Here is a 24207-nt window from a genome sequence, read left to right on the forward strand (position 1 = left end):
GACAGCGCTCGGAATTAATGCTTTTTGACTTCATCTTTTTTGGTACTGCGTTGCGCCAAAAAGAATTTCACGTTCTTTCTCGTCACGAATCGGCTTGCGCAGCTCCGCCAGCACCTGAACGCCGCGCTGGACTGCCGGGCGCGCGCTGATCAGGTCAAACCAGGCTTTCAGGTGCGGATAGTCTGCCCAGTCGATGCCCTGGTCTTCCCAGCTTCGCACCCAGGGATAAATCGCGATGTCGGCCACCGTGTACTGATTGCAGGCGATGTATTTGTGGGTGGCGAGCTGTTTGTCCATCACACCGTACAGACGCCTGGTTTCGTTGGTGTAGCGGTTGATGGCGTAGTCGATCTTTTCCGGCGCATATTTTCGGAAATGATGGGTTTGCCCGAGCATCGGCCCGACGCTGCCCATCTGGAACATCAGCCATTGCAGCACCTGGAATTTGAGCCGGTCACTTTTCGGCAGAAATTTGCCGGTTTTAGCGGCCAGGTAAAGCAGGATGGCGCCGGATTCAAACAGGGAAATGGGTTTGCCGTCGGGGCCGACCGGATCGACCAGGGCTGGAATCTTGTTGTTGGGGCTGATGGCCAAGAAATCGGGTTGAAACTGGTCGCCAGCGCCGATATTGATGGGAAACACCTGCCAGTCACGGCCCAGTCGAAGACCGCATTCCTCCAGCATGATGTGGACTTTGTGGCCGTTGGGCGTAGGCCAGGAGTAAACGTTGATCATTTGGTTTCCTTCGTCAATATGGAGCCACTTTAAAAGAAAAGGCAAAACTCCGCCTTGTGCGGACTTGCATGCTGCCGTGTGTGCTTAAAAAAAAGTGTTTAATGCCGCTGGCGCATACAGGAAGGGCGCAGGATGCTATTTATAAGATAGCAAACTGCGCCCTGTGCCAGGTTAGTTCAGCTTAGCAGCCGCGCGTCACCGGCATATCGACTTGACCCGGAATGGTCAGGTGTTTGGCCAGTTCCAGCTTGGCCAGTGAAGCGCGATGCACCTCGTCCGGGCCGTCGGCCAGGCGCAGCGTGCGCTGGCTGGCATAGGCGTAGGCCAGCGGGAAATCGTCCGATACGCCGCCGCCGCCGTGCGCCTGAATGGCCCAGTCGATGATCTGGCAGGCCATGCTGGGCGCGACTACCTTGATCATCGCAATTTGCGCCTTGGCCACCTTGTTGCCCACGGTGTCCATCATGTAGGCGGCATTCAGGGTGAGCAGGCGAGCTTGCTCAATCATGCAGCGGGACTCGGCAATGCGTTCGCTCCACACCGACTGGCGGGCAATCGGCTTGCCAAAGGCGATGCGGGTGTTGAGGCGCTTGCACATCAATTCCAGCGCGCGCTCGGCAATGCCGATGCTGCGCATGCAGTGGTGAATGCGTCCGGGGCCAAGGCGACCCTGGGCAATTTCAAAGCCACGCCCTTCGCCCAGCAGCAAATTGGCGGCGGGAACCCGTACATTGGTCAGCCGAACTTCCATGTGGCCGTGCGGTGCGTCGTCGTAGCCGAAAACACTCAAGGGCCGGATCACGGTCACGCCGGGTGAATTGGCGGGCACCAGGATCATCGACTGCTGCTCGTGGCGGCCGGCTTCAGGGTCGGTTTTGCCCATCACGATGTACACCGCGCAGCGCGGGTCGCCAGCACCCGACGACCACCATTTGAGGCCGTTGATCACGTAGTCGTCGCCGTCGCGTTCGATGCGGCACTGCACGTTGGTGGCGTCCGAAGAGGCGACTTCAGGCTCGGTCATCAGGAAGGCCGATCGAATTTCGCCCTTGAGGAGCGGGTCCAGCCATTCGTCTTTGTTGGCTTCGGAGCCGTAGCGGGCGATGGTTTCCATGTTGCCGGTGTCGGGCGCAGAGCAGTTGAAGACTTCGGCGGCAAACGGGACGCGGCCCATGATCTCGCACAGCGGTGCGTATTCGAGGTTGGACAGGCCTTCAGGGGCGCGCGGTGAATGCGGCAAAAACAGGTTCCATAAACCGGCAGCGCGCGCCTTGGGCTTGAGCTCTTCAATCAGCGTAGTGGGAATCCAGGCATTGCCATTAGCCCGGTTTTCGGCAATTTCCCGGAAAAACCGTGCTTCGTTCGGGTAGATATGCTCATCCATGAACTTCAGCAGGCGTGCCTGCAGTTCCTGTACTTTGGGGGTGTAGTCGAAGTCCATGAAAATCTCCTGAAGTGAAAAGGATGCGGTCGGAAAACGGATGGCGAATTAGCGGCTCAAGCCTGCGCTTTAAGCGCAAAGTCCCAGGCCATTTTTGCCAGCAGGGGCGCACCCGCTGCTGAGCTGACGGCCTGTGCGCTGGACGCGGTGCCGGCTTCGACCCGCTTGGCAATGCCTTGCAAAATTGCGGCAAGGCGAAACAGGTTGTAGGCCAGGTAAAAGTTCCAGTCGGCTTTCAGCGCCTCGGGCGTGGTGAGTCCGGTACGCTCGCAATAGCGTCGGATGTAATCTACTTCTGTAGGAATTCCCAGACTAGACACATCGAGCCCGCCAATGCCGCGAAACGCGCCCGGCGGAATGTGCCAGGCCATGCAGTGGTAACTGAAGTCAGCCAGCGGATGGCCCAGCGTGGACAGTTCCCAGTCGAGCACGGCCAGCACGCGCGGCTCGGTAGGGTGAAACAGCAGGTTGTCGAGCCGGAAGTCGCCGTGCACGATGGACACCATGCTTTCGTCGCGCGCGCTGGCCGGAATGTGGGCGGGAAGCCACTGCATCAGCTGGTCCATTTCGGGGATGGGCTGGGTGATGGAAGCGGTGTATTGCTTGCTCCAGCGGCCAATCTGGCGCTCGAAGTAGTTGCCCGGCTTGCCGTAGTCGGCCAGCCCGCGCTCTGCAAACTTGACCTTGTGCAGCTCGGAGATGACACGGTTCATTTCGTCATAAATCTCGCCGCGCTGGGCATTTGTCAAGTCGGGTAGGGCCTGGTCCCATAGCACGCGGCCTTCCACAAATTCCATGACATAAAAAGCGCGTCCGATGACCGATTCGTCTTCGCACAGGCAATACATTTTTGGCACCGGCACCGCCGTGCCCTGCAAGCCCTTCATGACCTTGAATTCACGCTCGACGGCATGCGCTGACGGCAACAATTTGGCGACCGGGCCGGGCTTGGCACGCATCACATACGACGCGCTGGGCGTGATCAGCTTGTAAGTCGGGTTGGACTGGCCGCCCTTGAAAATCTCAACGCTCAGGGGGCCGGCAAAGCCGTCAAGATGCACCTTTAGGTAAGCGCTCAGGGCGTCGGCATCAAACGCCTGGCTGTCGGTGACGGCGCGGGTGCCGATGAAATGGTCAAAATTGCTCATGCGTTGCAGTCTCCTTGTCGTTCGTTATTTGTCGGCATCCGCTTCTGAAATGCGCATGAGCGTTTCACGGTTTCGCACCACCAGACCGCCCGGCTCAATGCGAATCGCCTCTTCTCGTTCCATGGCTTTGAGTTCCTGGTTGACGCGCTGGCGTGACGCGCCCAACAACTGCGCCAGTTCTTCTTGCGCCAGTTGCAGGCTGATGCGGGTGTCGCTTCCGTTGGACAGACTGGGCACACCGTAGCTGCGCACCAGATGCAGCAATTGTTTGGCCAGGCGCGCGCGCAGCGGCAAGGTGTTGAGGTCTTCCACCAGACCGAACAACTGCCGAATGCGCCGTGCATGCAGGCGCAGCAGGGCTTCGTAGAGTTCGACGTGCTGGGTCAGGATTTTGCGCAGATCGGCGCGCGCTACGCACAGCATGGTGGTGGTGCCATGCGCATAAGCGTCGTGCGTGCGCCGTTCGCCGTCGAAAATCGCCACATCGCCAAACCAGATGCCCGGCTCTACGTAAGTCAGCGTCACCTGCTTGCCAGAGAGTGAAGTTGAGCTCACGCGCACCGCGCCCGTGGCGCAGGCAATCCATTCTTCCGGCGGGTCGCCCCGGGCCGCAATAAGGTCGCCGTCTTTGAAACGTTTGACGTAAGCACATCGAAGAATGTCATGCCTCAGGGAAGGTGAAAGGGATGAAAACCAGCGGCCGCTGTTGATGGCCGTTCTTTCGTCTATGGTAAGAATAGGAGCGTCCATGGTGTGTCTTTTCGGTGACTGAGAAGTTTTGCATTGTCGCTTTAGCGACCTGCGTTGAGGCGGTCAACTGTCGCATGCGTGTCGCGCACGCGGTGAATTTTTAACCGATGGCGAAAGCGGCGTCAAATGGCCAAAAGCGGCCCCGCCGCGCCTGACGGGTGCATGTCATGGCTGCGCAGGGTTAAAAAACGGTAAACAGGCATGAATTTAGCATCAAATCATGCGCTTGTGCACGGCCCACTTGCGCAGACAGCTATCAAAATAAGAGCGCACCTTGACCGGGCGCTGATAATTTTTGGAATCGAAAACGGCCACGGTTTGCGAGCGTGGCGTTTTCTTTTTCCTGGCGCGTCCAGCAGCGTTTTAACGGTAATGCGGCGTGCGTTTTTGCAAAAACGCCTCAATGCCTTCGCCGCCGTTGGCGTGATGCAGATTGCGAACGAAGTGATTGCGCTCGTTGTCCATTTGCTGGCTCATGGTGTTGGCGGGCGCATCGTTGATGAGCTCCTTGATGCTGGCCAGCACATTGGGCGCCCGTGCATTGAGCCGGGCGGCCAATACCAGGGCTTCGCTGAGCGCAGCGCCTGCAGCCGTGACGCGGTTCACCACACCCAGCGCATGCAGCCGGTCGGCGCTGATGCGCTCGGCCCCCATGAGCAGTTCGCTGGCCAGGGCGCGGGGCAGGGCGCGCACCACGCTCCAGCTACCGCCGCCGTCGGGCGACAGCGCCACGGTGCTGTAAGACATCACAAACACGGCATTGCCAGCCGCGACGATAAAGTCGCACGCCAGCGCCAGCGAAAACCCGGCACCAGCGGCTGCGCCCTCGACGGCGGCAATCACCGGCTTGGGATAAGTGCGGATGGCGTCAATCCAGTTGTGCAGCGCTTCAATGCTCTGCGCCTGCACTTCGGGCAATTCGCGCCGGTTGGCCTGCAGCCGCTGCAGATTGCCGCCCGCGCAAAACACAGCGCCTTCGCCGGTAATCACCACGCTGCGGATTTCAGGGTTGTTTTCGGCGGCGTTCAGAGCCTCGATGCCTGCCGCGTAAATGTCGGGGCCGAGCGCATTTTTGTGCGCAGGATCGCTCAAGGTCAGGATGAGGGTGCTGCCTTCGCTGGTGCTTGTCAAAGCGCCCGACATGTCAGCTTTCTTCTTGCAGCAGGCTCAGGCCAATCGCGCCCCGGCGGCGCAGCCACGGCGACGGGCGGTAGCGCTGGTCGCCGTACACGGTTTGCATGTTGAACAGCACTTCGAGCACATTGGTCGGGCCATAAAGGTTTCCCATCGCCAGCGGCCCCCTCGGGTAACCGAGTCCCAGTGTGACGGCGGTTTCCAGGTCTTGGGGGCTGCAGATGCGCTGCTGGCAGATGTCGCTGGCAATGTTGACGATGGTGGCGATGACACGCTGCGTGACAAAACCGCCGCTGTCGCGGATCACGCTGACGGCTTTGCCGTCGCGCGCAAACAGTGCATGGGCCGCATCGCGCATGTCGCTGCGGGTGGCCGGGTTGGTGGCCAGCACGCGGCGTTTCGTGGCGGCGTCGTCGATCAGCATGTCAATGCCGACGGTGCGTGCCGGGTCCAGCCGCTCGACCACAGCCACCGTCGTGATATCAAAGCCCAGCGGGGCAACCAGCGTCAGCGCCTGAAGCGAGGGCGACTGGCCGGTTTCGATCTGGGCGCCCAAGGTTTTGAGCAGGTCCAGCAATTCCGAACGCCGGGCCGCCCGATGCGACACCCAGACCGGCGGCATTTCAGTCACTTCAGGAACCGGCGCTTCGGCTGGAACCTGCGCCGCGCTGCCTTCATAGCGGTAAAAACCTTCGCCGGTTTTACGGCCCAACACGCCGCCGGCCAGACGCTGCGCGGTGATGACGCTGGGGCGATAGCGGTCTTCTTCGTAATACTGGTGGTAAATCGACTCCATCACCGGATGCGACACATCCAGCCCGGTCAAGTCCATCAGCTCGAAAGGGCCGAGCTTGAAGCCGGCCTGGTCGCGCAAAATCCGGTCGATGGTAGCGAAATCAGCAATGCCTTCGCTGACGATGCGCAGCGCTTCCGTGCCGTAGCCCCGGCCCGCATGGTTGACGATGAAGCCGGGCGTGTCTTGCGCCTGCACGGGTGTGTGGCCCATCTGGCGTGCGTACTGGCTCAGGCCGTGACAGGTATCGGCGCTGGTTTTCAGTCCGGCAATGACTTCGACCACCTTCATCAGTGGAACCGGGTTGAAAAAATGGTAGCCGGCAAAGCGTTCCGGGTGCTTGAGCGCTGCAGCAATCGCCGTGACCGAGAGTGACGAGGTATTGCTCGCCAGCACGGTCTGGGCTGGCACGATGGTTTCGAGTTCGGCGAACAGCGTTTTTTTGATGTCGAGCCGCTCGACAATGGCTTCAATCACCAGATCGCAGCCGGACAGCTCAGCCAGCGCGCCGGCTACGCGCAACTGGCGCTTGTAGCCGCTTGCCACGCCAGCGTCGATGCGGCCTTTTTCGACCAGCTTGTCCCACTGGCTGAACAGGGCTTCACGGGCTTTTTCAGCCGCGCCTGACTGGGCGTCCATCAAGATGACGACGCTGCCGGTTTGGGCGGCGATTTGTGCAATGCCGCGACCCATCGCGCCGGTGCCGACAACGCCGACAGTTTTGTAAATTGTTTGCATTTTTAAGTAAGAGCCAAGCTGGGGTTGAAAGAGAGGGATGATTTAGCGGCTGACTTGCAGTGCTTCTGGATTGACGATGTGGGTCGGCGTGCCCTTGATGAAATTGAGTACGTTGTCAAAGGCCGCGCCGAAATACATTTCATAGCTGTCTTGCTCGACATAGCCGATATGCGGCGTGCACAGGCAGTTCTCCAGGCTCAGCAGGGCATGGCCCTGCAAGACCGGCTCGGACTCAAACACATCAATGGCCGCCATGCCCGGACGCCCGCGTTCTAGGGCCGTAACCAGCGCCTCGGGTTCGATCAGCTCCGCGCGCGAGGTATTGACCAGCAAGGCAGTGGGTTTCATGTGTGACATGTCTTCGAGCGTCACCCTGCCGAAGGTTTTTTCACTTAAGCGCAGGTGCAGGCTGAGCACGTCGCATTGTTTGAATAACTCGATTTTGCCGGGTGCCAGTTCATAGCCATCGGCCTGGGCGCGGGCGCACGATGCTTCGCTGCCCCAGACGATGACCCGCATGCCAAAAGCGCGGCCATAACCGGCCACCAGCTGACCGGTTTTGCCGTAGCTCCAGATGCCCAGCGTTTTGCCTTTCAAGACCGATCCCAGGCCGAAATTCGGCGGCATGGAGGCAGCGTTCAGTCCTGACTGCTGCCAGGCGCCGTGCTTCAAGTGCGCTGCATACTGGGGAATGCGGCGCATGGCTGCCATGACCAGCGCCCAAGTCAATTCAGCCGGCGCGGTGGGCGAGCCGGTGCCTTCGGCCACGGCAATCCCGCGCTCCGTGCAGGCGGCGACATCGACATGGCTGCCGATGCGCCCCGTTTGCACCACCAGCTTGAGCTTTGGCAGCTTTTCAATCAGCTGCCGGGTGAGATGGGTGCGCTCGCGAATCAGCACAATCACATCTGCGTCTTTTAGCCGAACCGACAGCTGTCCTGTGCCCTTGACGGTGTTGGTATACACCTTGGTGGTATGGGCCTGCAGCCTGGTCGCGCAGGCCAATTTGCGGACTGCATCCTGGTAGTCATCGAGGATCACAATGTTCATGATTTTAAAACTCTTCTAACCTGCTGATTTAACTCAGAATTTTTTCTCATTTCATTGGCAAAGTTGTTGGTTTTTTGGAAACCTACGCCGCCCGCCACCTCTACCAACCCCCTACCCGCAACCTATACACTTCACCGACTGGCGTAGCTTTTGGCGTAACCCCTTGCGCTCTGCGCCGCAAGGTGGTGATTTATGCGTTTCGATGCACGTACGGCGAAGCTACTCAAGCCCGGAGAGCACATTGTCGTTGAAGGTTGCCCAGGCTTACGCCTTGAGGTTACAGCATCGTCAAAATCCTGGACGTACCGCTACAAAAGCCCGGTCGATGGCCGGATGCGCCAGATCAAACTGGGCCACTGGCCCGCCATGCCAGCTTCTCAGGCGGCAACCGAATGGCAAAAACTCAAGGACCGGCGCGACGCTGGTGCTGACCCGGCGCTAGAGAAAAAGCAGCAACGTCGCGCTGTGCAGGTGCATGCATACACCATTGCCGACCTGGTGGCCGATTACATCAGCGGCCATTTGGCTGTCAACCGCAAGGCCGACGGCGCGCGGGCCATTGCGGCCCGGCTCAATAAAGCCATCGCGCCGCTGGCTGACAAACCGGCAGACAGCATCACTCGCCGCATTGCCTTTGACCTGATTTCCAGCCTGGCTGACAAGCCTGTGGCGGCGCGCAGCGTGCGCAACGAACTGGGGGCCGCATGGGACTTGGCGCTGGATGCCGGGAAACTGCATGAAGACGCACCGAACTGGTGGCGCCAGATCATGGCGGGCAAACTGCGCAGCAAGGGCGCGGTGCGGGACGGCGTTCATAAAGGGACTGCCAAGCGCGTCCTGTCTGATGCGGAAATCAGGCAATTGCTGAGGGAAGATTTTGCGCTGCTGTCCCAAGTGGTGCGGGATGTGCTGACGCTCTATTTATGGACGGCTACCAGGGGCGGGGAGATTGTCCAGATACATGCCAGCCAGATCACGCAAGAGCCGGATGGCTGGTGGTGGACCGTGCCCAAAGCGCTGCAGAAAAACGCCAAGCGGGAAAATGCGATGGATTTGCGCGTGCCGCTGATCGGCAAGGCGCTCGACGTGGTGCAGCGCCGGCTGCAGGCCAGCCCGAAAGGCCACCTGTTCCCCTCAAAATCAAAAGAGGGGCACCCGGCGCAGCCCAGCATCCAGTCGCAGGTCAACTTTCGCCAGCCGTATTCCGTCCAGCGGCCCGATGTGGTGCGACGGCGGCTCAGCGTCACGCACTGGTCGCCGCATGACTTGCGCCGCACCGCCCGCACCCTGCTGGCGGGATTGGGTTGCCCCGGCGAAGTGGCTGAATCCATTTTGGGCCACGTCCAGCCGGGGGTGGCCGGCATCTACAACCTGCACCGCTACGACAAAGAGCGCCGGCTATGGCTGCAGTGCCTGTCCGACAAGCTCTGCGCGCTGGCCGCAGTTGGCAACGGGCAGGATGCTTGAGGTCGGTCGGCTTTCGCACCACGCCTCTACATCGCGCACCAGCCAGCCGACGCGCTGTTTGGTCAGTTGGCGCGGCTTGGGGAATGTGCCGGCTACCACGGCGCGCTCCATTGCGACAACGGACAGGCTGACGAATGCGGCCACTGAATGGCGGTCAAGATAGGCAGGCTTGATGCTGACGACATTGGTTTTTTCAGCCATTGCGAACCTCTCCGGTAAATAGGTAGTGAACCCCCACATCCAGCCCGCCCAAGTTATCCCACTGCTGGATATTCAGGCAGCTGCTCCAGTCGCGCACCAGTTTCAGCTTGATGGCTGCACCTGTTGGATCTGTTGGTGGTTTAGGGATAAGGTCACTGCCACACATAAGGATGACCCCATCGGGTAAATCAGCTTTGGCTGCATCCCATGCACGTAATGCCAGACCTTTGGCAGATGTTGGGAATCGGCCTTTTTCTGCATACCAGTGTTCAAAGTTCGCTATATTTTTCACTGTCTCAGCTGGTTGAACCATATCTACCACATCCCCGACATGGGGCCCCGTCTGCAGAGCCGCCCAGCGCTCCAGCGCATCAGCCGCCTCGACGTGCTCGTCGTACAACTGCTTGCTGTCCTGGTCGTCGCTCCACATCGGCACACCGGCAACGGACATGCAGCACTTGATGCTTTCCGCGTTGTCGCGCAGAAGGCGGATGGCTTCGGCTACTGGGTTGATGGGGGTGTTCATTTTGGCGGTCATGCTTTTTCCATTTCTTGTTCCGGCACTGGGGGCGATAGTGTTGGGGTGTTGTAGATCTCGGCGCCGGCCACATCCGACATGCGGGCTGTGCCGTTTCTGACTTTTTCTGCCAGCTCGAACGCACCGGGGAAAATGCTGGCCCCAAAGACGGGTTGCGCCAGGAAGACCTCGGTGGCCAGTTGTGCGGCTTCGTGCAGGATCTTGGCCTGGCTGCTGTTCCAGCGCCCTCCGTTCACGCTGCATTGCACGACTGTGCGCAGGGCCGCATGCAGGCGTCTGGATTCGGGGTTGTGCGGTGCAAAAGCCAACGCTACTTCTGCACCGACACCCAGCACCAAGGTCAGATTGGCCAGCAGCTTGGTGTCGCGCTCGCCGTCTTCGGTGAGGTAAATCCTGACGCTGTCCGCTGTCATGAGCGTCATCAGCTCGGTCACGCTGTCGACCTCTTCCTTGGCCATGACGGCGCGCCCGACCGGGCTTGCATGCGCCGCACTGGCTTGGCCGCACCGTGCATGCGCCTGCTGTCGTTTGAGCTTTAGCCCGTGGGCAGTGGTTTTTTTCATTGGTCGCACCCCCGGCCGATAGCGCCCTTGTCACCTCGGGCGGTGAATTTTTGCCAGTGAACCCAGCCTTTCGGGCAGTGGAACCCCCACGCCCGGTAGCGCGGGCCGGTGATGAACAGTGTCCAGCACGGGCCGTTGGTCAATTCAATCCGGTGGGGGGCGCTGCCGAATCGGAGCTTGATGTCTCCGGCTTGACGGACCGCACATCGACCCCACGAAACGACACTTCCATCATCAGGGCGTTTAAAGAAAAGCCATTCCAGATAACGCCCATCGAGCAGATAACTCATATTGAAAAGCCACGGATGATCGTGCAGCGCCCGGTCGTCGTCACTGCGCAGGAACTGATGAACGTAGATGTTAAAAACCGGGTTACGCGGAATCAGCCACCAGCGCAGCAGGTAGGGGTCTGCATGGCCACCGATGACAAAGTCGGGTTTGCGGGCGCGTGCCCAGCGCAGGATGCGTTCTTTGATCACGCCACCACCTCAATTTCCGTCACGTCAAAGCTGGCAATGCCGCCAGCGCGGCCGCGAAAGGTCACATCACAGCCGGTGTCGCCCATCTTGGCGGTGACGGTGCCGGTTTTGCCTATCCACTTGCTTTGCTGGGTGTTGACGTTGACCAGCACTTTGACGCGCTGGCCCAAGGCGACCACACCGACGGGCAAAGTGCCTTGAATCGGCTCCAGGCTGTTTACTTGCTGGCCTGGTGTTTGCGCCTGCGCAGTGTCACCACCGGGCGCGACCGGGCAGGGCACCTGCCCGGCTTCAATGCCTTGCATCGCCTGGGCGATGCCTGACTGGGCTTCCTTGGCCGACAGCCTGGGCTTGCGCAGCGCAGCCGGCGCGCTTTGGGCCTTTCCCGGTTTAGCGCCAGCGACGGGCGCAGTATCTGGCTGCGCCAGCGGGGCGGTGGGTACAGGCGGTTTTTCGGGTTTGTTCAGCGCTTTCAGGGCGGCAATTCGAGCGGACACGTCGGCTTTGACAGTTTTTGTCACGTCGGCGCGCAGGGCGGGCAGGTCGATGCAGTGGGGCGCAGCGATGGCGGCAAAGATGGGCGTCGGATTGGTGTCCTGCAGCGGGCCAAAAAAGTAGCGATCTTCCGCAATCATGGCCATGGCCATGGCCCGGTACAGCATGGCGCCGGACGTAGCCTGGATGCGCAGACGAACCGCTTCTTCACGCTGGGATTCGGGCTGGTCTTCGGGCAGCGTCATCTGCAGCCACTTGGCCATTTCCTTGCTGGGGGTGTTGTCAATCAGGTTGATCAGCCAGGCGCGCAGCAGGGCCGGGCTCAGCAGGTCGCTGGCCAGCGCGTCGGGCGTGGCCATGATGCGGCCTGCAATGGCGGCATACGCCGCTTCCCGAAACCCATTTTCAATCTCGCGTGCCGTGGCTTTCTTGATCTGTTCGATCTGTGCATCGACGCGTTCGGCCTTGCCTTGCTTCGCCACGTCGGCCTTGATCAACCCACGCGCCAGCAACACGCCCTCGGCCTCTGCCGTCGGCACGGCTTCGATCAGCGCATGCGTCCACGGGTTTTCAATCAGCACCGCGCCTTCAAAGCCCTCGCCCAGCAGCGTGTCGAGCCGTTCACCACCAGCGTCTGCGCGCACCTGGCTGAGCGCGCTGTAGCCGTTCAGGGTGTTGCTTTTTTCATAGCAAATCGTTTTAGCCTCGGTGCCGCTGATCAGGCGCATGCCCTTGCCTTCGGCCTTCGTCAGGTTGCGCAGCTGGTGCGCACTGGCTTTGTTCTGGTAGCACGGCGGGTCGGTGCAAATGTCGGCTCCGGACACGTCGGCAAAAATGTCGGGCGCGGCGCCCGTGCGCTTGGGGCAGCTGGTGCAACTGCCGGCGACTTCCACCAGGCGGGCGTCGGTGATCTGGAACGGCGCGCGCTCCAGCGGCAGCATGACGTTTTGCTGCAGCCAGATTTGCAGCGAGCGCAGGCTGCAGGTTTCGCCGCCGCGCAGTTCGGTGGCTTCCTTCAGCGCTTTCAGCTGCAGCTTGTGGTCGGGGATGCGGGCCAGCAGCAGCGCCTTGCTGGCGTCCAGGTTGCCATCGCGCAGGGCTTGCTGGCATTCACCGGCCAGGTCCAGCAGCTTGAGCCGGGCATAGACGTAGCTGCGGCTTTTGCCGATCTTGGCGCCCACGGCGTCGGCGCTCAGGCTGCTGTGCTGCATCAGGCGGTCGTAGCCCTGGGCTTCTTCCAGCTCAGTCAGGTCGTCGCGGATCAGGTTTTCGATGATCTGCACTTCCAGCACTTCGCCGTCGGTCATGGCGCGGATCATGGCGGGGATGGTTTTCAGCTCGGCCATCGTGCAAGCCCGAAAGCGGCGCTCGCCGGCGACGACTTCGTATTCAACAAACCGGTCGGTTTCAGACACGCGGCTACCGGGCAAGGGCCGCACCAGGATGGGCTGGTGAACGCCCGTGGCGGCGATGCTGTCGGCCAGCTCCTGCAGTTTTGGCTGGTTGAAGGTGGTGCGTGGGTTGGTCAGGCTGGCGACGATCTGCCGGGTTTCGATGTGGGCGAACTGGTCGATCGTGGGCAGCGGCTGGGTGGGCAACTGCTGACCGTTGTCGGCGGCGTATTCTTTGAGGCTCATGCTTTGCTCCAGGTTTCTTTCAAGGAGTTGCCGGCCATGTCGGTGATGCGGCCGTCGGGGTAATGCAGGCGGTTGTTGGTGCGGCTGGGCAGGGTCAGGGCGTGGGTGGCATCGAGGCGGCCCACGCAGGGCTTGAGTTCTGCGCCGTCGTAATGCGGGTAAGCGCTGTAGCTGTGGGTTTTTGCATTGCCCGTGCGGGCGTCTTGCACGTCTTTGACCAGTGTGCGCATGGTCTTCATGGCGGCGTCGCTGTAGGGCGCGTGCGGCACAAACGCGGCTTTGCTGGCTGGCCGTGCCAGGTGGGCAGGCGCGGTTTTGGTGGGCTTTGATGTGGTTTTCATGCTATGGATTCAGTAGCTGCTTGCGCCCGTGTGGCTTGCGTAATAGGTGGTTTTGTTGCTGATTCGCGGGCTTGCAGGAACAGGTGCTTGAACAGCTGGCCAGCGCTGCTGCCGAATGGGTACGGACAGGCGTCGTTGATGTCGCTGTAGTCGCGTGCGGCCTGTGCAGCTTCGCGCTCGATGCGGGTGACGGGGATGATTTCGTGCATGGGGTTGGCCGCTTAGAGCCAGAGGTAAACGGACAGGATGATGAAAAGGGTGATAAGCAAAACCAGCATCACTGCCACCCGATAAGGCGCTACAGGGTCTACGTGGCCCTTGGGGCGGGCAAGGGCCTGTTCGCGCCGCTGGGCCTGGCGCAGCGCCCGCAGCGGGCAGGCGCGGCCCTGCTTGCAGTCGTGGGTGCAGCATTGCCCTGCAGCGGCAGTGTTGAGTGAGGTTGGCATGGGGTTCCTTGTGAGGTTCATAAAGGATGGTTTTTGTTGTCGTTGTCGGGGTGGCTCAAAGGCCGTCAAGCGTCAGCTGGTCCGGATGCGCGGTGGCAATGCGTACCCAGCCCTGCCCTGCGCGCTCAATGACGCGTTCGGCGGCCAGCTGCTGCAGGTAGCGCCGGGCCACCAGCGTGCCCCCGCCTTCTGCGGCTTGCAGGCTGCGCACCGACGGCTTGAGGCTGCCGGCCAGCACGGCGGACTTGATGCGCAGGTAACGGGCGGCTGCTTTGCCACGGGTGCCGGCGTCCATCTTTTGGCCATCGGCTACGGCGGTGGCGCGGCGGGCACGGCGCGGTGCTGGCTGTGCCTGCGCAGGCACACCGGCCAGCGTGGCCTGTGCTTGCCTGAGCACAGCGGGCGCGCTGATCGATGGCGGTGTGGGCAGGGGCGGCGCGTAGGTAGCCATCGGGGCGGCCATCGCGCCCATGGGCACGGCCGCTGCAGCCGCTGCGGTGCCGACTTTGGGCATGCGGGTGGTCCAGGCGGGCAGTGTGCTGGCCTGAGCACGGACCGGCAGGGCGACAGGCACAGCCACGGCGCGCACCGGCAGGCACAGCGCACCGCGCAGCAGGGCACCGGCCGCGCCAAACATCACCAAGCCCATGATGCTGATCAACAGCGCCCGCGCCACGCTGTACGCCAGCATGCCGCTGCTGCCCAGCACATCAGTCAGGGTAGGGCGCTGCTCGGCCTGCAGCCGGGCCAGCTCTGCGGCCAGCGGCTCGACTTGCTGGTCGGCGTTAAGCGACTGGCGCAGGGCAGTGGCACCGGCCACGCGGTTCACGCCGTGAATGCTGCCCGACTGGCGGGCGGCGTTGGCGCGCAGGCCTGCCGCCGCCGCGCGCCGGCTGTCGATGCTGGCGCGCAGGTCGGCCATGCGGGTGCCGCTTGACAGCGCAGCCGATTCGCCCGCCTTCACCAGCGTGACCTGCGTGACATAGATGGTGGCCGACTCAAACGCCAGCAGCAGCACACCGCACCCCATCAGCTGCCAGCGCAGGGCGCGCAGCTGGTGCTTGGGCAGCAATGCGGCCAGGCCAAACGCGGCCAGCTCGGTGACGATCATCAGCAGGCCGGCGGCAATCAAGGCTTCGCGGGCAAACGTGTCCGGCTCGACGCGCTGCAGGCCAAAAATGAAGAACTTGGCCGTTACCGCACTGCTGGCCAGGCCGATGGCAGCGGCCAGCACGGCCAGCACCAGGTACAGCCAGCGCGGCAGGGCGAAATCAAGGGGTTGGGTTTTCATCACGCGCGCCTTTCAGTGCAGGCGGGCAGCGCTCAGGCTGGCCGGGGTGATCTTCAAAGCAATGCAGGCGTCTTTCAGTGCAGCGTGGCCGACGTGCTGGCCTTGACGGTGCTTGTTGACGATGGTGTGCGCCCAGCCGGGGCCGGTGGCGCCAATCTGGATGCCGGCGACGGGCACAGGCGGGGCGGGCGGTGTCGAGCGAATCAGGCTCAGGCGCTGGCGGCCAGCGGCGGCCACTTCGGGCGCGGCCAGCACGGTGCGCGGCTGGGGCGGGGTAGCCGGGGCGGGCGTGGTCACGGCAAACAGCGCAGGCCGGGCGGTTTGGCTGTCAACAAACCATGCAGCTTCAAATCGTGCCCATTTGCGCACGCAGCAAGTGCGCAGCGTTTGCTCCAGCGTCAGGCCAGCCAGTGCGGCTTGTTGGCACAGGTCTTCAAGCTCTGTTGCCGTCACCGCGCCTTTGCGTTTTTGTTTGCGGATGGCGGCGAAGTCCGCCCGGACTTGCGGGGCCACTTGGTCAAACATCAGCAGCGTCGCCGGCAATGCCGGTGCGCCGTCTTCTGTTCCTTTCAGTTCAATAGGCGTTCCATCTACCGTTAGGGTGCAGATTTCGACAGGTTTTGTGTCGTTTTCTGCGGGTTGGGGTGCAACTTCCGACAGGTTTAGTGCAAAAGTTGCGGGGGTCGGCGCAAGGTTGTCCACAATTTCAGCAGGCGCTTCAAAGTTATCCACAGCCTCGAACAACTCGGGTGCGCTGCTCAGCACCACGGTGTCGGTCTCAAACGCCAGCGCCTGCAGGCCACTCAAGGCCACGGCATAGCGCGTGGTGCGGCCGGTGCGCAGGCGGGGAATCAAGATGCCGGCGCACACCAAGGCGCGGATGTGGCATTGCACCGTGCGCTCGCTCATGCCGCACATCGTGGCCACGCGGGCAATCGACGGCCAGCTCAGCGCGCTGCCATCGTTCAGGTGCTGGCAAAAGCACAGCAGCACCAGTTTGTTCGCGCCCTTGGGCAGGGCGGACAGCCAGACCTGGCGGGTGGTGTTCAGGCTCAGGCTGGTGCGGCCTGCGGGCACGGCGCCAGTGGGCGGCGGTGTGCAGGCGTCTGCACGGGGTTGGGAAGGCATTTGCATGGGGTCACTCCAGATACCGCTTGAAGTGCGGCTTGGAGTGATTATTGCCCTAAGGGCACTATAAAACAATACCCACTGGGTATTTATTTGCGATAATTCAACCGCCAGCACGGTGCGGGCTAAGGAATGAACGATGACAGACGAAAAAAAACCGCCTCAAGGGGCGGCTGTGGTCAACTGGTGCGAAGGAGTGGTTATGGCAGACTGGAACTATGCAGAGTGGGCAGAACGGTGCGGCAGGGAACACCTTCGGGGGCGCCTGGCAACTGGCGACTTTTTGATGGGACAGGCCAACACGCTGCTTTCCCTGGTGTTGATTGCGGTGGCTGGGTTGCTAAGTTATGGGGTTCGCATTTTTGCCGGCGGTGCTGGCCCTGTCGAATGGGGGTGCGCCTTGGCTGCGGCCTGGCTGTGTGGCATGGCAGCCATCCTGACGGCTAAATGCATCGTGACCCGAGAAACCCAAACACTTTTCAATGAGCCTGCCCACATCTACAAGCCCGATCTTGCCCTGTCGCAAACGCAGGTGCTGGCTTTTGAAATGGAAAACCTGCAGATCCAGATCAACAAGACAAAGATCAGGAACCTGCAGGTTTCGGCATGGCTGGACCGCTGCCGTTACGGGGTGATTGCTACGCCGCTTGTATTCTCGGCAGCGGCGCTCGTGGCCGGTCGATAGGCTGGGGAGGGCGGTAGTCTTTGCGCTCAGGGTCTGGCGGGGGAAAAGGATTGGTCGCTTGGGTCACTGGGCATCTTTCTTGGTTTTAGATCAAGACATTGCATCCAGCCAGCGCCGCTCTGAAATGATCTTGATCGGGTGGCCTTTTTGCTGCAGTTCGATGGCTTGCTCTATCTTGCGGCCATAAGAGGTATGTGCCCAGTGAGGCGATACGTTGGTGCCAATCACGAGGTAGGCGATTTTTTTGGTGACCGTGTTGTAAGAGGTGGCACCGGCATGGCTTGCCACTTCTTCGCACTTTGCACGGGCCCCAAATAAAAACTCTCCGGTAAGGCACACGTTTGCATCGCGCAGTGAAACCGGGCATTGCTCATCAACCGGCAGCGTTATCACTTCTGCGGTGACAGAGCCGGTCTGCGCAAAATTATTGCCAGTCAAGTCCGTCAGCATTTTTATCAGCCGGGCATGTTCGGATTCAGTCACAGTGCCGTCGGCCAGCATTTCGCTGACCAGCTTGGCTACCATATTGCCCGGCCAAACGGCGGCAACATCGTCATGCTCAGTCAACCAGGCGTTGAGGAATTTAACCTCCAGATCATTTAAATGCCCATCGGCAAGCATGCCGGTCACCAGTCCCAGCAGCAGCTCGATTCCTTTGTTGAGTTTGCGTTTTTGCAAAACCACTTGGGTGGCGAAATCGTCAATCATGCGTCCTCGTTTTCTTCGGTTTCTAGAAGTTTTTGAATTTGATTGGTGAACAAAACCGGAACGCCAGTACGACTGCAAGTCATGCTGATCTCAATATCAAGGTCGATGTTGAGGTCTTCGCCACGCAAACCCTGCCAAGTGGCCAGATAGGCCATGGAGCCAGCTTTTGTTTTGGTTTTTATGGTTTTGACGACCCCGCCTTTCCAAGACAAGATTGGCAATTCGCCCGCCTTCGCCTTGGCCGCCAAGTCAGGGTTTTCTTGGCTTTTCTCGATACCGCGTAGCCAACTACAGATCAGCCCTTGGTCTGGGCCATTCCACCGCTCATGCCAGTCTTCACTTGGCGTTGGGGGGTTGGAAATGGGGTGATAGAACAGCATCGTTTTTGTTGTATTTCTAAAGGATTCAGATTCCACGCCGCTTGAACGGCAGGATGGTGGCGCTGGCCTTGGGCTCAGTGGTCGGTTCCGTTTTTCTTTGGGCTGGCTGATTCCTTAAGCGCAGCGAGCATGCGCATGGCAATTGCTACATCCTCGGGCGGCAGCGAGTCCATCAGTTCCCCCATCATTTCCCGCTGATCAGGCTCACCATGAATTTCTGCATGGGTCGGCGGCGTGTCCATCCAGCCAACAGGCAGCGAGAGTTTTTCTTCAATTTCGCGCGCCTGTTCATCACCCATGATGAAAAACTTTCCAGGGCGATCTGTTCGGGCATTTTTATTTCTGATCCGCGCCAGCTGTGAATGCGTTCGTTCGTAGCCAAGCGCCTCATTTAAATTGGCTAATTTGCTGCCGTGCTGTTTTATCAGCATTTCTAAGCGGACACGCCTAGTTTCATCAATGGTTTGCACCAATGAATAGTGCCAAATTAGACCCATTTGGTAAATTTTCCAAAGGGTAATTTGTTAAAGTACCCATTGGGCAATATAATGGTATCTATGGAACTTAAAAAATGGGTAAAACTTAAGCATGGTCGTGCTAAAGCATTGGCTATATTTCTCAAAGTGCCTCCGTCATTTGTGTCAAAAATAGTCAATGGGGACAAGCCCGTTCCTTTTGAACACATGGCGCCCATTGAAGCGTTCACTGATCGGCAAGTAACACGCAAAGAAATGCTGCCCAATAGCTGGCAGGTTGTATGGCCGGAACTGGCCCAAGCGCAGGCCACACCTGCACAACCAGCTATTGAAACCGTAGCACAAGCCCAGGCCGCCCTGCATGAGGCCACGGTCGAGATCAAGCAAGCCGCCGAGGAACTGCGCAAGAAGGATGCACCGTGGGATGGCGTCACCGAGCGCCGCAAGCTCAATGCCCCGATTGACCGGCTCGGCTTTGCGCTGCCTGCTGTGCTGGTGAAGGGGGTTTGACGTGCGCAATATCAAACCGGCCCAGGCTTGCCTACTTACTGCAGCAGATTGCCGCCATCTGGAGAGGGTGAATTTTCCAGCATCGCAAGTGACTTCTGAATTTGTTCTACCAGGTAATGAGCCTGCGGAACTGTCAACGCGTACGTTCGGCCCGGCTGAGCTTGTGCAGGCGACTGCATCAACGTCGTCAGAAAGTCGGGCCTCATGACGACGATTCCCATTCGTGGTACTGGGCCGACTGTCAAGGTGGCAACGGGAAATAGTGGTATCTCTTCGTTCATGGCCGGGGCCTTTCGTGGGGTGTTGTGGAACGCCCAATGTAAAGCAACCCCGGCCGCCCATGCTGAGTTCCTGCAGGCCCAGGCCAACAAGCAAAAACCCAAAGGAGTTTGAGATGAATGCCCAACAATTTTTGTCGAGTTTGCCGGTGTGGGATGACACGGAGCGCTTTGACAGTGTGCGTAAGGATGACTTCCTGGCCGCCGAGGTGACGCTGCCCGTGCCGTCGGGCTTTACGGGGTGTCTGATGGTGGTAGAGCTTCGCCGTCCATATCGCGCCCAAAGCGAGCTAATAGTCGTTGATGTTTCCCGTCTGCCCGTTCCATGACGTGCGCCAGCAGCGCCAGGGCATGTTCGGGCTTGGCATGTTCGCCAAAGACGGATTCGACGGCGGCCCGGCACACATTGAGCGTGTCGGTCAGTTCGATGGCCGACTCCCGGATGTGCTCCGGCATGCTTTTTTGCCTGGCGATGAGTGCGTCGAACGGATCGTGTTTTTTCATGGGTGCCCTTTTCAGTCGTTCTGGTTGTGTGAGAACGCCATTCTCCCCTGACTGCGGGCACTCGCCTTTTCCCACCCCGCATCGCCACGCACTGCCAGCCGGCCTGCTGGGCTACTCCGCTCATACACCACAGTCCACTGCGCGCGGGAAGGCGTGCGGTGTTCCTGCTGGCGGGGTGGTGCGGGGGTTTTTCTTGATGCATGGCTGTAGTGTTGCCGGGCTGGCCGGCGCTGTCAGTCACAACAACGCCCGGAGTTTGTGAGATGAATGTGATTGATGCGGCCTACAACGTGGTGCATGACTATGCGGGCGGTGCCGAATCTCTGGCGCCGCGCATCGGCAAGAACGCAACCACGCTGAGCCATGAAGTGGCGCGCGTGGGCACGGCCAAACTGGGCCTGGACACGGCGGTGAAGGTCTCGCTCATGAGTGGCGACATGCGCATTTTGTCGGCGTTTGCGGCGCAATGCGGGCACATGCTGCTGGCCCTGCCGCAATGCCTGCTGACCCCTGAAAGCGATTGCATGAAGCGCCTGTCAGAGGTGCTGCGGGACTCGGGCGAGGTGGTGCGCAGAACGGTCTGCGCCCTGGAAGACGATGTGATCACCGACAACGAGCGCAAGCGGATTGAAAAAGACTGCGCGACATTGGTGCGCGACGTTTCGGCGCTGATGACGGCGGTGAATGCGCGCTACCGGGCGGGCAGGCGCGATACCGCTGGCAGTGCCGCATGAGGCCCCGCAGTGAAGAAGCCACGGCGCTGCTGCAAACGGCGCTTCGCCTGTCAGCGGCGGGCCGGGGCGTGACGCTGGCCGAACTGGCGGCACATGCGCAAGTGGGCAAGGCGTCGGCGCGTGTGCTGGTGCCCAAGCTCAAGCGCCGGGGCCAGTTGCGCATCGTGGGCCTGCGCCGGGTGACGTACCGCAACCGGCCGGTGGCCGAATACGCACCGGCACTGACCGAGGCGACACAGCTGCCCGGCTGGGTGGAAGTGGGCGCCTGCCTGGCCGGCTGGGCGAAGGCGCCGGCCTGATGAGTTCGCACGACGCGTTACCGCCTATCAACTTTGCGGCGTTGGCCGATGCGCTGCTGGCCCGTTCTGCCACGCTGGTGTCAATGTGGCTGCCGGGCGGTGTGCAACGGGGCCATGAATATGTTTGCGGGTCGGTGCAGGGTGGCGCGGGCGACAGCTGCGCAGTAAACCTGTCGTCGGGCAAGTGGGCAGACTTTGCGGGCGATGAACGCGGCAATGACCTGGTCAGCCTGTACGCAGCCTGCTACGACTTGACCATGGGCAAGGCGGCATTGCAGGTGGCGCGGGAAGAAGGCCTGGAAGATGTGGCGGGCGTGCAGCCGGTACGCAGTGGGTCAGACGCGCCCAAGCGTGAACCACGGCCGGTGCCGGTTGTTGTGCCCAAGCCCAAAACGGATGAAGGCTGGCAGACGATGGTGCCGGTGCCCGAGTTTGCGCCGGCGGCCACGTTTGCGCACCAGTACCGCCAGCCGTCCGACATTCAGCACACGGCCGCTTACCGGCTCGATGGCCAGCTGTTGGGCTATGTGGTGCGCTTTGGCACCAGCGATGGCGGCAAGGAAACGCTGCCGCTGACGTTTTGCACCAGTGCGCGTGACGGGGCCAGCAAGTGGTGCTGGAAGCAGTGGGACGAACCGCGGCCGCTGTACATCCCGGCGCAGACGCTGCCCGCGGGCCGCACGGTGGTGCTGGTCGAGGGTGAGAAAAAGGCGGACGTGCTGCATGCGCTGCTGGAAGCGCACACGCCGGGCGTGTACCTGGTGGCGAGCTGGCCGGGCGGCTGCAAGGCCTGGAAGAAAGCATTGTGGGACTGGCTGACGGGCTGCACGGTGCTGCTGTGGCCGGACTGTGACGCCAAGCGGGTTCCGCTGACGGCTGCAGAGCGCAAGGCGTTTGCCGATGATGAGGCGGGCCAGCTGGCCAAGCACCTGGCCGAGCAAGCCAAGCCGCTGCTGCCTGCGCACAAGCAGCCGGGCATGGCGGCGATGCTGGGCATTGGTGCGCTGTTGCGCGATGCACACGCCTGCACGGTGCAGATGCTGCCCATTCCTGCACCGGGCGATGTGGTTGACGGCTGGGACTGCGCGGATGCCATCAACACGGATGGCTGGGACGCTGAGCGGGTGCTGGCGTTCTTTGCGCGGGCACAGCCGCTGCAGGCGCCTGAATCGCCTGCGATGGATGCGGCCGCAAAAAAAATCGATGGCCTCGTTGGCACAGCACCGGTGGAGTGCGAAGTGGGCCAGTCGGGCATGCCGCTGCCCTGGTGGCTCAAACCCTATTGGGATGCGGACAAGTCGCGCTGGCTGGTTTCGCGCAAACTGGTCATTGCGGCGCTGGAACATGACGAAGCGCTGTGCGATGTGCTGGGCCTCAATGAGCTGAGCAATGCGATTGATGCGCGCCTGCCGTGGCCGTGGGAACACGGCAAGGCCGGGCCCATCACGGGCGCGGTGGATCTGCGCCTGGGCGACTACCTGACACGCACCTACGGCCTGCCCAGCATCACACGGGCAGCGCTGATGGAAGCCATTGAGACGGCCGCGCATGCGCGGCCGTTTCACCCGATCCGGCTCTGGCTGGCAGACATACGGCACGACGGCGTGCAGCGGATTGACAAGTGGCTGATTCATGCGCTGGGCGAATCGCCCGAATCCTTGACGCCGGCAATGGCTGAATACTTCAAGCTGGTGGGCCGCTACTGGCTGCTGGGCATGGTCAACCGCGTGATGGAGCCGGGCTGCAAGTTCGACTATTGCCCGGTGCTTGAAGGGCCGGGCGGGTTTCGCAAATCGACGCTGGTCGAAGCGCTGGCGGGCACGGCGTATTTCAGCGACACGCATTTTGATGTGAGTCGCGGCAAGGAAGGCCAGGAACAGGTGCAAGGCCTGTGGATGTATGAGATTGCCGAACTGGCGAACTTTGGCAAGGCTGAAATCGGGCTGATCAAGGCGTTTATCACGGCGAAGATTGACCGCTATCGGCCATCGTATGGGCGGGTGGTCGAGGCGTTTGCGCGCCAGTGCGTGCTGGTCGGCACCACCAACGAATCGACCTATCTGCGCGACCGCACGGGCAACCGGCGGTTTTGGCCGGTACCGGTGCGCAACATCATCAACATCGACTGGGTGCGCAAGTACCGCGAGCAGCTGCTGGCCGAGGCCTTTGTGCTGTACGGGCAGGGGGTGCAGTTCACGCCGTCGGTGAAAGACGAATTGCGGCTGTTTGTGCCAGTGCAGGAAAGCCGCCTGGTAGAAACGGCTGTCATGAGCGACATGCTGAATGTGCTGACCCGGCAGGGCAAGACGGAAGGGATTTCGTCTACGGTCAACTGCTTGACGGAGTTCATCACGATTGCACAGATGGCGCTGGCTCTGGGCGTGGACTCTGCCAAGAGCAACCCGGCGCTTGAGCAACAGATGCGTAACTGGTTCGAGCATGAAGGCTGGACACGCGTCAAGAAAATGATTAACGGCGTCAGAGCCTGGGGATATGCCCGGCCTGACGTGTGGCCGCGTCCTGAGCCTCAGGAAGACCCGCCTGAGCCGGTGGGCGCGACCGTTCAAACCATAAAACAGGAAGCTGATGATGCGCCGTTCTGACCGACAGGTCATGGCGCAGCAAACGCGCCGTGCTGCAAGCGCTGGGGGAGGTGTGATTCACGCCACCGCGCCTGAAAGGCTGGGAGGTGCGCTGCGCCCCCATTGCCGCGCGGTGGCGGGGATATCAGTGCGTGGGCCCATGACCTAGCACCCCAGTGTCCAAGGTGTCCAGGCGCTCCCATAGAGGGCTTGGTACTTCTGTAAATCTCCTTTTGGGGAGTTGAAGCTGCTGCATGGCCTACCTTGTTCACCTTCACCTCATTAATGCAGGCATGCCCATGCAGAGGCGCACAGACGCGTTCGCGCTCGCGGGCAGACACCTTCACCTTATTACCTCTATAGAAAAGGATGGACAGTATGGACACTCAGACAGCAAAGGTCGATGTCAGTGCCAAGATCGTGGAAATTCAGACGTACATGCCTGAGACCTACAAGGCCATCAAGGCAAAGGCCGCTGAGATTGGCAACGTGGCGTTTGAGCTGGTGCGTCGTGGCTTGCGCGGTGAGACCAATTGCTTCTACGCATTTGAGGGTGGCCGGGTGGTGGGCACGCCGTTTGCCACGGGGCCGCTGCCTGACCATGTGGCCAAACTGATGGTGGAGTTCGGTTGTTCGTTCGTGTGCATCTTCCATACGCCTGAAGGGCAGGCTTGAA

The 24207-nt window shown here is 61.0% G+C and carries 29 protein-coding genes; 7 read left to right on the forward strand and 22 right to left on the reverse strand.

Annotated elements, in window-relative coordinates; genetic code table 11:
• Window positions 1-30: 30 nt before the first annotated feature.
• The 7 genes from RCH06_RS09005 to RCH06_RS09035 all read right to left on the reverse strand — a co-directional run bounded on the left by RCH06_RS09005 (window position 31) and on the right by RCH06_RS09035 (window position 7789).
• Complete coding sequence (locus tag RCH06_RS09005) at window positions 31-735, reverse strand: glutathione binding-like protein (RefSeq protein WP_327081117.1); 705 nt, start codon at window positions 733-735, stop codon at window positions 31-33.
• A gap of 181 nt (window positions 736-916) precedes the next feature.
• Complete coding sequence (locus tag RCH06_RS09010; RefSeq protein WP_327081118.1) at window positions 917-2176, reverse strand: acyl-CoA dehydrogenase family protein; 1260 nt, start codon at window positions 2174-2176, stop codon at window positions 917-919.
• A 56-nt stretch (window positions 2177-2232) separates the two neighbouring features.
• Window positions 2233-3324 carry a phosphotransferase family protein gene (locus RCH06_RS09015; RefSeq protein WP_327081119.1) on the reverse strand — a complete coding sequence of 364 codons (1092 nt, stop codon included), beginning with the start codon at window positions 3322-3324 and terminating at the stop codon, window positions 2233-2235.
• A 24-nt stretch (window positions 3325-3348) separates the two neighbouring features.
• Window positions 3349-4074 carry a Crp/Fnr family transcriptional regulator gene (locus RCH06_RS09020; protein WP_327081120.1) on the reverse strand — a complete coding sequence of 242 codons (726 nt, stop codon included), beginning with the start codon at window positions 4072-4074 and terminating at the stop codon, window positions 3349-3351.
• Between the two features lie 363 nt (window positions 4075-4437).
• Window positions 4438-5217 carry an oxepin-CoA hydrolase, alternative type gene (locus RCH06_RS09025; RefSeq protein ID WP_327081121.1) on the reverse strand — a complete coding sequence of 260 codons (780 nt, stop codon included), beginning with the start codon at window positions 5215-5217 and terminating at the stop codon, window positions 4438-4440.
• Window position 5218: 1 nt separating this feature from the next.
• Window positions 5219-6739, reverse strand: a complete 1521-nt coding sequence (locus RCH06_RS09030; RefSeq protein WP_327081122.1) for a 3-hydroxyacyl-CoA dehydrogenase — start codon at window positions 6737-6739, stop codon at window positions 5219-5221.
• Window positions 6740-6781: 42 nt separating this feature from the next.
• Window positions 6782-7789, reverse strand: a complete 1008-nt coding sequence (locus RCH06_RS09035) for a D-2-hydroxyacid dehydrogenase family protein (RefSeq protein ID WP_327081123.1) — start codon at window positions 7787-7789, stop codon at window positions 6782-6784.
• A gap of 192 nt (window positions 7790-7981) precedes the next feature.
• Between RCH06_RS09035 and RCH06_RS09040 the strand changes: the two genes are divergently transcribed.
• Entirely contained in the window at window positions 7982-9256 is a 1275-nt protein-coding gene (locus tag RCH06_RS09040; protein WP_327081124.1) for a tyrosine-type recombinase/integrase, read from the forward strand.
• Here the strand turns inward: RCH06_RS09040 and RCH06_RS09045 are convergent.
• From RCH06_RS09045 to RCH06_RS09090, 10 genes are read right to left on the reverse strand one after another with little or no spacing between them, the layout of a single operon-like run.
• Window positions 9188-9457 carry a helix-turn-helix transcriptional regulator gene (locus RCH06_RS09045; protein ID WP_327081125.1) on the reverse strand — a complete coding sequence of 90 codons (270 nt, stop codon included), beginning with the start codon at window positions 9455-9457 and terminating at the stop codon, window positions 9188-9190. The two genes, RCH06_RS09040 and RCH06_RS09045, sit on opposite strands and share 69 nt — an antisense overlap.
• Window positions 9450-9995, reverse strand: coding sequence for a hypothetical protein (locus tag RCH06_RS09050; RefSeq protein ID WP_327081126.1), 546 nt, complete (start codon window positions 9993-9995; stop codon window positions 9450-9452). The genes RCH06_RS09045 and RCH06_RS09050 overlap by 8 nt, the downstream gene beginning before the upstream one ends.
• The gene (locus RCH06_RS09055; RefSeq protein WP_327081127.1) at window positions 9992-10558 is read right to left on the reverse strand and encodes a hypothetical protein; all 567 of its coding nucleotides are present in this window, start codon (window positions 10556-10558) and stop codon (window positions 9992-9994) included. Before RCH06_RS09055 ends, RCH06_RS09050 begins: the two co-directional genes overlap by 4 nt.
• Entirely contained in the window at window positions 10555-11037 is a 483-nt protein-coding gene (locus RCH06_RS09060; protein ID WP_327081128.1) for a hypothetical protein, read from the reverse strand. The genes RCH06_RS09055 and RCH06_RS09060 overlap by 4 nt, the downstream gene beginning before the upstream one ends.
• Window positions 11034-13169, reverse strand: a complete 2136-nt coding sequence (locus RCH06_RS09065; RefSeq protein WP_327081129.1) for a ParB/RepB/Spo0J family partition protein — start codon at window positions 13167-13169, stop codon at window positions 11034-11036. Before RCH06_RS09065 ends, RCH06_RS09060 begins: the two co-directional genes overlap by 4 nt.
• On the reverse strand, window positions 13166-13510 hold the full coding sequence (locus tag RCH06_RS09070) for a hypothetical protein (RefSeq protein WP_327081130.1): 345 nt from the start codon (window positions 13508-13510) through the stop codon (window positions 13166-13168). Before RCH06_RS09070 ends, RCH06_RS09065 begins: the two co-directional genes overlap by 4 nt.
• Window positions 13507-13719 carry a hypothetical protein gene (locus tag RCH06_RS09075; RefSeq protein ID WP_327081131.1) on the reverse strand — a complete coding sequence of 71 codons (213 nt, stop codon included), beginning with the start codon at window positions 13717-13719 and terminating at the stop codon, window positions 13507-13509. Before RCH06_RS09075 ends, RCH06_RS09070 begins: the two co-directional genes overlap by 4 nt.
• Before the next feature lie 12 nt (window positions 13720-13731).
• Window positions 13732-13956, reverse strand: a complete 225-nt coding sequence (locus tag RCH06_RS09080; protein WP_327081132.1) for a hypothetical protein — start codon at window positions 13954-13956, stop codon at window positions 13732-13734.
• A 55-nt stretch (window positions 13957-14011) separates the two neighbouring features.
• On the reverse strand, window positions 14012-15247 hold the full coding sequence (locus RCH06_RS09085) for a hypothetical protein (RefSeq protein WP_327081133.1): 1236 nt from the start codon (window positions 15245-15247) through the stop codon (window positions 14012-14014).
• 12 nt (window positions 15248-15259) lie between these two features.
• Window positions 15260-16381 carry a helix-turn-helix domain-containing protein gene (locus tag RCH06_RS09090; protein ID WP_327081134.1) on the reverse strand — a complete coding sequence of 374 codons (1122 nt, stop codon included), beginning with the start codon at window positions 16379-16381 and terminating at the stop codon, window positions 15260-15262.
• A gap of 169 nt (window positions 16382-16550) precedes the next feature.
• On the opposite strand from RCH06_RS09090, the gene RCH06_RS09095 reads away from it, so the two are divergent.
• A complete protein-coding gene (locus RCH06_RS09095; RefSeq protein ID WP_327081135.1) occupies window positions 16551-17060 on the forward strand; it encodes a hypothetical protein in 510 nt (169 codons plus the stop codon).
• A 90-nt stretch (window positions 17061-17150) separates the two neighbouring features.
• Here the strand turns inward: RCH06_RS09095 and RCH06_RS09100 are convergent, their stop codons facing one another.
• Genes RCH06_RS09100 through RCH06_RS09110 form a run of 3 tightly spaced genes read right to left on the reverse strand, consistent with a single transcriptional unit; the run spans window position 17151 to window position 18621 of the window.
• Window positions 17151-17768 (reverse strand): BRCT domain-containing protein, encoded by a 618-nt coding sequence (locus tag RCH06_RS09100; protein WP_327081136.1) that lies wholly within the window; start codon window positions 17766-17768, stop codon window positions 17151-17153.
• A complete protein-coding gene (locus RCH06_RS09105; protein ID WP_327081137.1) occupies window positions 17765-18184 on the reverse strand; it encodes a hypothetical protein in 420 nt (139 codons plus the stop codon). Before RCH06_RS09105 ends, RCH06_RS09100 begins: the two co-directional genes overlap by 4 nt.
• 38 nt (window positions 18185-18222) lie before the next feature.
• On the reverse strand, window positions 18223-18621 hold the full coding sequence (locus RCH06_RS09110; protein WP_327081138.1) for a hypothetical protein: 399 nt from the start codon (window positions 18619-18621) through the stop codon (window positions 18223-18225).
• Between the two features lie 84 nt (window positions 18622-18705).
• Between RCH06_RS09110 and RCH06_RS09115 the strand changes: the two genes are divergently transcribed.
• Window positions 18706-19134, forward strand: a complete 429-nt coding sequence (locus RCH06_RS09115) for a transcriptional regulator (protein WP_327081139.1) — start codon at window positions 18706-18708, stop codon at window positions 19132-19134.
• A gap of 35 nt (window positions 19135-19169) precedes the next feature.
• Here the strand turns inward: RCH06_RS09115 and RCH06_RS09120 are convergent, their stop codons facing one another.
• Window positions 19170-19415, reverse strand: coding sequence for a hypothetical protein (locus RCH06_RS09120; protein ID WP_327081140.1), 246 nt, complete (start codon window positions 19413-19415; stop codon window positions 19170-19172).
• 231 nt (window positions 19416-19646) lie between these two features.
• On the reverse strand, window positions 19647-19916 hold the full coding sequence (locus tag RCH06_RS09125) for a hypothetical protein (protein WP_327081141.1): 270 nt from the start codon (window positions 19914-19916) through the stop codon (window positions 19647-19649).
• A gap of 263 nt (window positions 19917-20179) precedes the next feature.
• Here RCH06_RS09125 and RCH06_RS09130 point away from each other — a divergent pair, with 263 nt between their 5' ends.
• The 4 genes from RCH06_RS09130 (at window position 20180) to RCH06_RS09145 (ending at window position 24206) form a co-directional block, all read left to right on the forward strand.
• Window positions 20180-20650, forward strand: a complete 471-nt coding sequence (locus RCH06_RS09130; RefSeq protein ID WP_327081142.1) for a phage regulatory CII family protein — start codon at window positions 20180-20182, stop codon at window positions 20648-20650.
• Window positions 20647-20949, forward strand: a complete 303-nt coding sequence (locus RCH06_RS09135; protein ID WP_327081143.1) for a hypothetical protein — start codon at window positions 20647-20649, stop codon at window positions 20947-20949. The genes RCH06_RS09130 and RCH06_RS09135 overlap by 4 nt, the downstream gene beginning before the upstream one ends.
• Entirely contained in the window at window positions 20949-23552 is a 2604-nt protein-coding gene (locus RCH06_RS09140) for a VapE domain-containing protein (RefSeq protein ID WP_327081144.1), read from the forward strand. The genes RCH06_RS09135 and RCH06_RS09140 overlap by 1 nt, the downstream gene beginning before the upstream one ends.
• Window positions 23553-23909: 357 nt before the next feature.
• Complete coding sequence (locus RCH06_RS09145; protein ID WP_327081145.1) at window positions 23910-24206, forward strand: hypothetical protein; 297 nt, start codon at window positions 23910-23912, stop codon at window positions 24204-24206.
• The last annotated feature ends 1 nt before the right edge of the window (window position 24207 follow it).

The sequence above is a fragment of the Polaromonas sp. CG_9.5 genome, assembly GCF_035984465.1.
Lineage (GTDB): Bacteria > Pseudomonadota > Gammaproteobacteria > Burkholderiales > Burkholderiaceae_C > Polaromonas.

Excerpts from the sequence above, each read along its gene's own strand:
- RCH06_RS09005 (WP_327081117.1), bottom strand. The coding sequence starts at position 735 with ATGATCAACGTTTACTCCTGGCCTACGCCCAACGGCCACAAAGTCCAC.
- RCH06_RS09010 (WP_327081118.1), bottom strand. The coding sequence starts at position 2,176 with ATGGACTTCGACTACACCCCCAAAGTACAGGAACTGCAGGCACGCCTG.
- RCH06_RS09015 (WP_327081119.1), bottom strand. The coding sequence starts at position 3,324 with ATGAGCAATTTTGACCATTTCATCGGCACCCGCGCCGTCACCGACAGC.
- RCH06_RS09020 (WP_327081120.1), bottom strand. The coding sequence starts at position 4,074 with ATGGACGCTCCTATTCTTACCATAGACGAAAGAACGGCCATCAACAGC.
- RCH06_RS09025 (WP_327081121.1), bottom strand. The coding sequence starts at position 5,217 with ATGTCGGGCGCTTTGACAAGCACCAGCGAAGGCAGCACCCTCATCCTG.
- RCH06_RS09030 (WP_327081122.1), bottom strand. The coding sequence starts at position 6,739 with ATGCAAACAATTTACAAAACTGTCGGCGTTGTCGGCACCGGCGCGATG.
- RCH06_RS09035 (WP_327081123.1), bottom strand. The coding sequence starts at position 7,789 with ATGAACATTGTGATCCTCGATGACTACCAGGATGCAGTCCGCAAATTG.
- RCH06_RS09040 (WP_327081124.1), top strand. The coding sequence starts at position 7,982 with ATGCGTTTCGATGCACGTACGGCGAAGCTACTCAAGCCCGGAGAGCAC.
- RCH06_RS09045 (WP_327081125.1), bottom strand. The coding sequence starts at position 9,457 with ATGGCTGAAAAAACCAATGTCGTCAGCATCAAGCCTGCCTATCTTGAC.
- RCH06_RS09050 (WP_327081126.1), bottom strand. The coding sequence starts at position 9,995 with ATGACCGCCAAAATGAACACCCCCATCAACCCAGTAGCCGAAGCCATC.
- RCH06_RS09055 (WP_327081127.1), bottom strand. The coding sequence starts at position 10,558 with ATGAAAAAAACCACTGCCCACGGGCTAAAGCTCAAACGACAGCAGGCG.
- RCH06_RS09065 (WP_327081129.1), bottom strand. The coding sequence starts at position 13,169 with ATGAGCCTCAAAGAATACGCCGCCGACAACGGTCAGCAGTTGCCCACC.
- RCH06_RS09070 (WP_327081130.1), bottom strand. The coding sequence starts at position 13,510 with ATGAAAACCACATCAAAGCCCACCAAAACCGCGCCTGCCCACCTGGCA.
- RCH06_RS09075 (WP_327081131.1), bottom strand. The coding sequence starts at position 13,719 with ATGCACGAAATCATCCCCGTCACCCGCATCGAGCGCGAAGCTGCACAG.
- RCH06_RS09080 (WP_327081132.1), bottom strand. The coding sequence starts at position 13,956 with ATGCCAACCTCACTCAACACTGCCGCTGCAGGGCAATGCTGCACCCAC.
- RCH06_RS09085 (WP_327081133.1), bottom strand. The coding sequence starts at position 15,247 with ATGAAAACCCAACCCCTTGATTTCGCCCTGCCGCGCTGGCTGTACCTG.
- RCH06_RS09090 (WP_327081134.1), bottom strand. The coding sequence starts at position 16,381 with ATGCAAATGCCTTCCCAACCCCGTGCAGACGCCTGCACACCGCCGCCC.
- RCH06_RS09100 (WP_327081136.1), bottom strand. The coding sequence starts at position 17,768 with ATGATTGACGATTTCGCCACCCAAGTGGTTTTGCAAAAACGCAAACTC.
- RCH06_RS09115 (WP_327081139.1), top strand. The coding sequence starts at position 18,706 with ATGGAACTTAAAAAATGGGTAAAACTTAAGCATGGTCGTGCTAAAGCA.
- RCH06_RS09120 (WP_327081140.1), bottom strand. The coding sequence starts at position 19,415 with ATGAACGAAGAGATACCACTATTTCCCGTTGCCACCTTGACAGTCGGC.
- RCH06_RS09125 (WP_327081141.1), bottom strand. The coding sequence starts at position 19,916 with ATGAAAAAACACGATCCGTTCGACGCACTCATCGCCAGGCAAAAAAGC.
- RCH06_RS09130 (WP_327081142.1), top strand. The coding sequence starts at position 20,180 with ATGAATGTGATTGATGCGGCCTACAACGTGGTGCATGACTATGCGGGC.
- RCH06_RS09135 (WP_327081143.1), top strand. The coding sequence starts at position 20,647 with ATGAGGCCCCGCAGTGAAGAAGCCACGGCGCTGCTGCAAACGGCGCTT.
- RCH06_RS09140 (WP_327081144.1), top strand. The coding sequence starts at position 20,949 with ATGAGTTCGCACGACGCGTTACCGCCTATCAACTTTGCGGCGTTGGCC.
- RCH06_RS09145 (WP_327081145.1), top strand. The coding sequence starts at position 23,910 with ATGGACACTCAGACAGCAAAGGTCGATGTCAGTGCCAAGATCGTGGAA.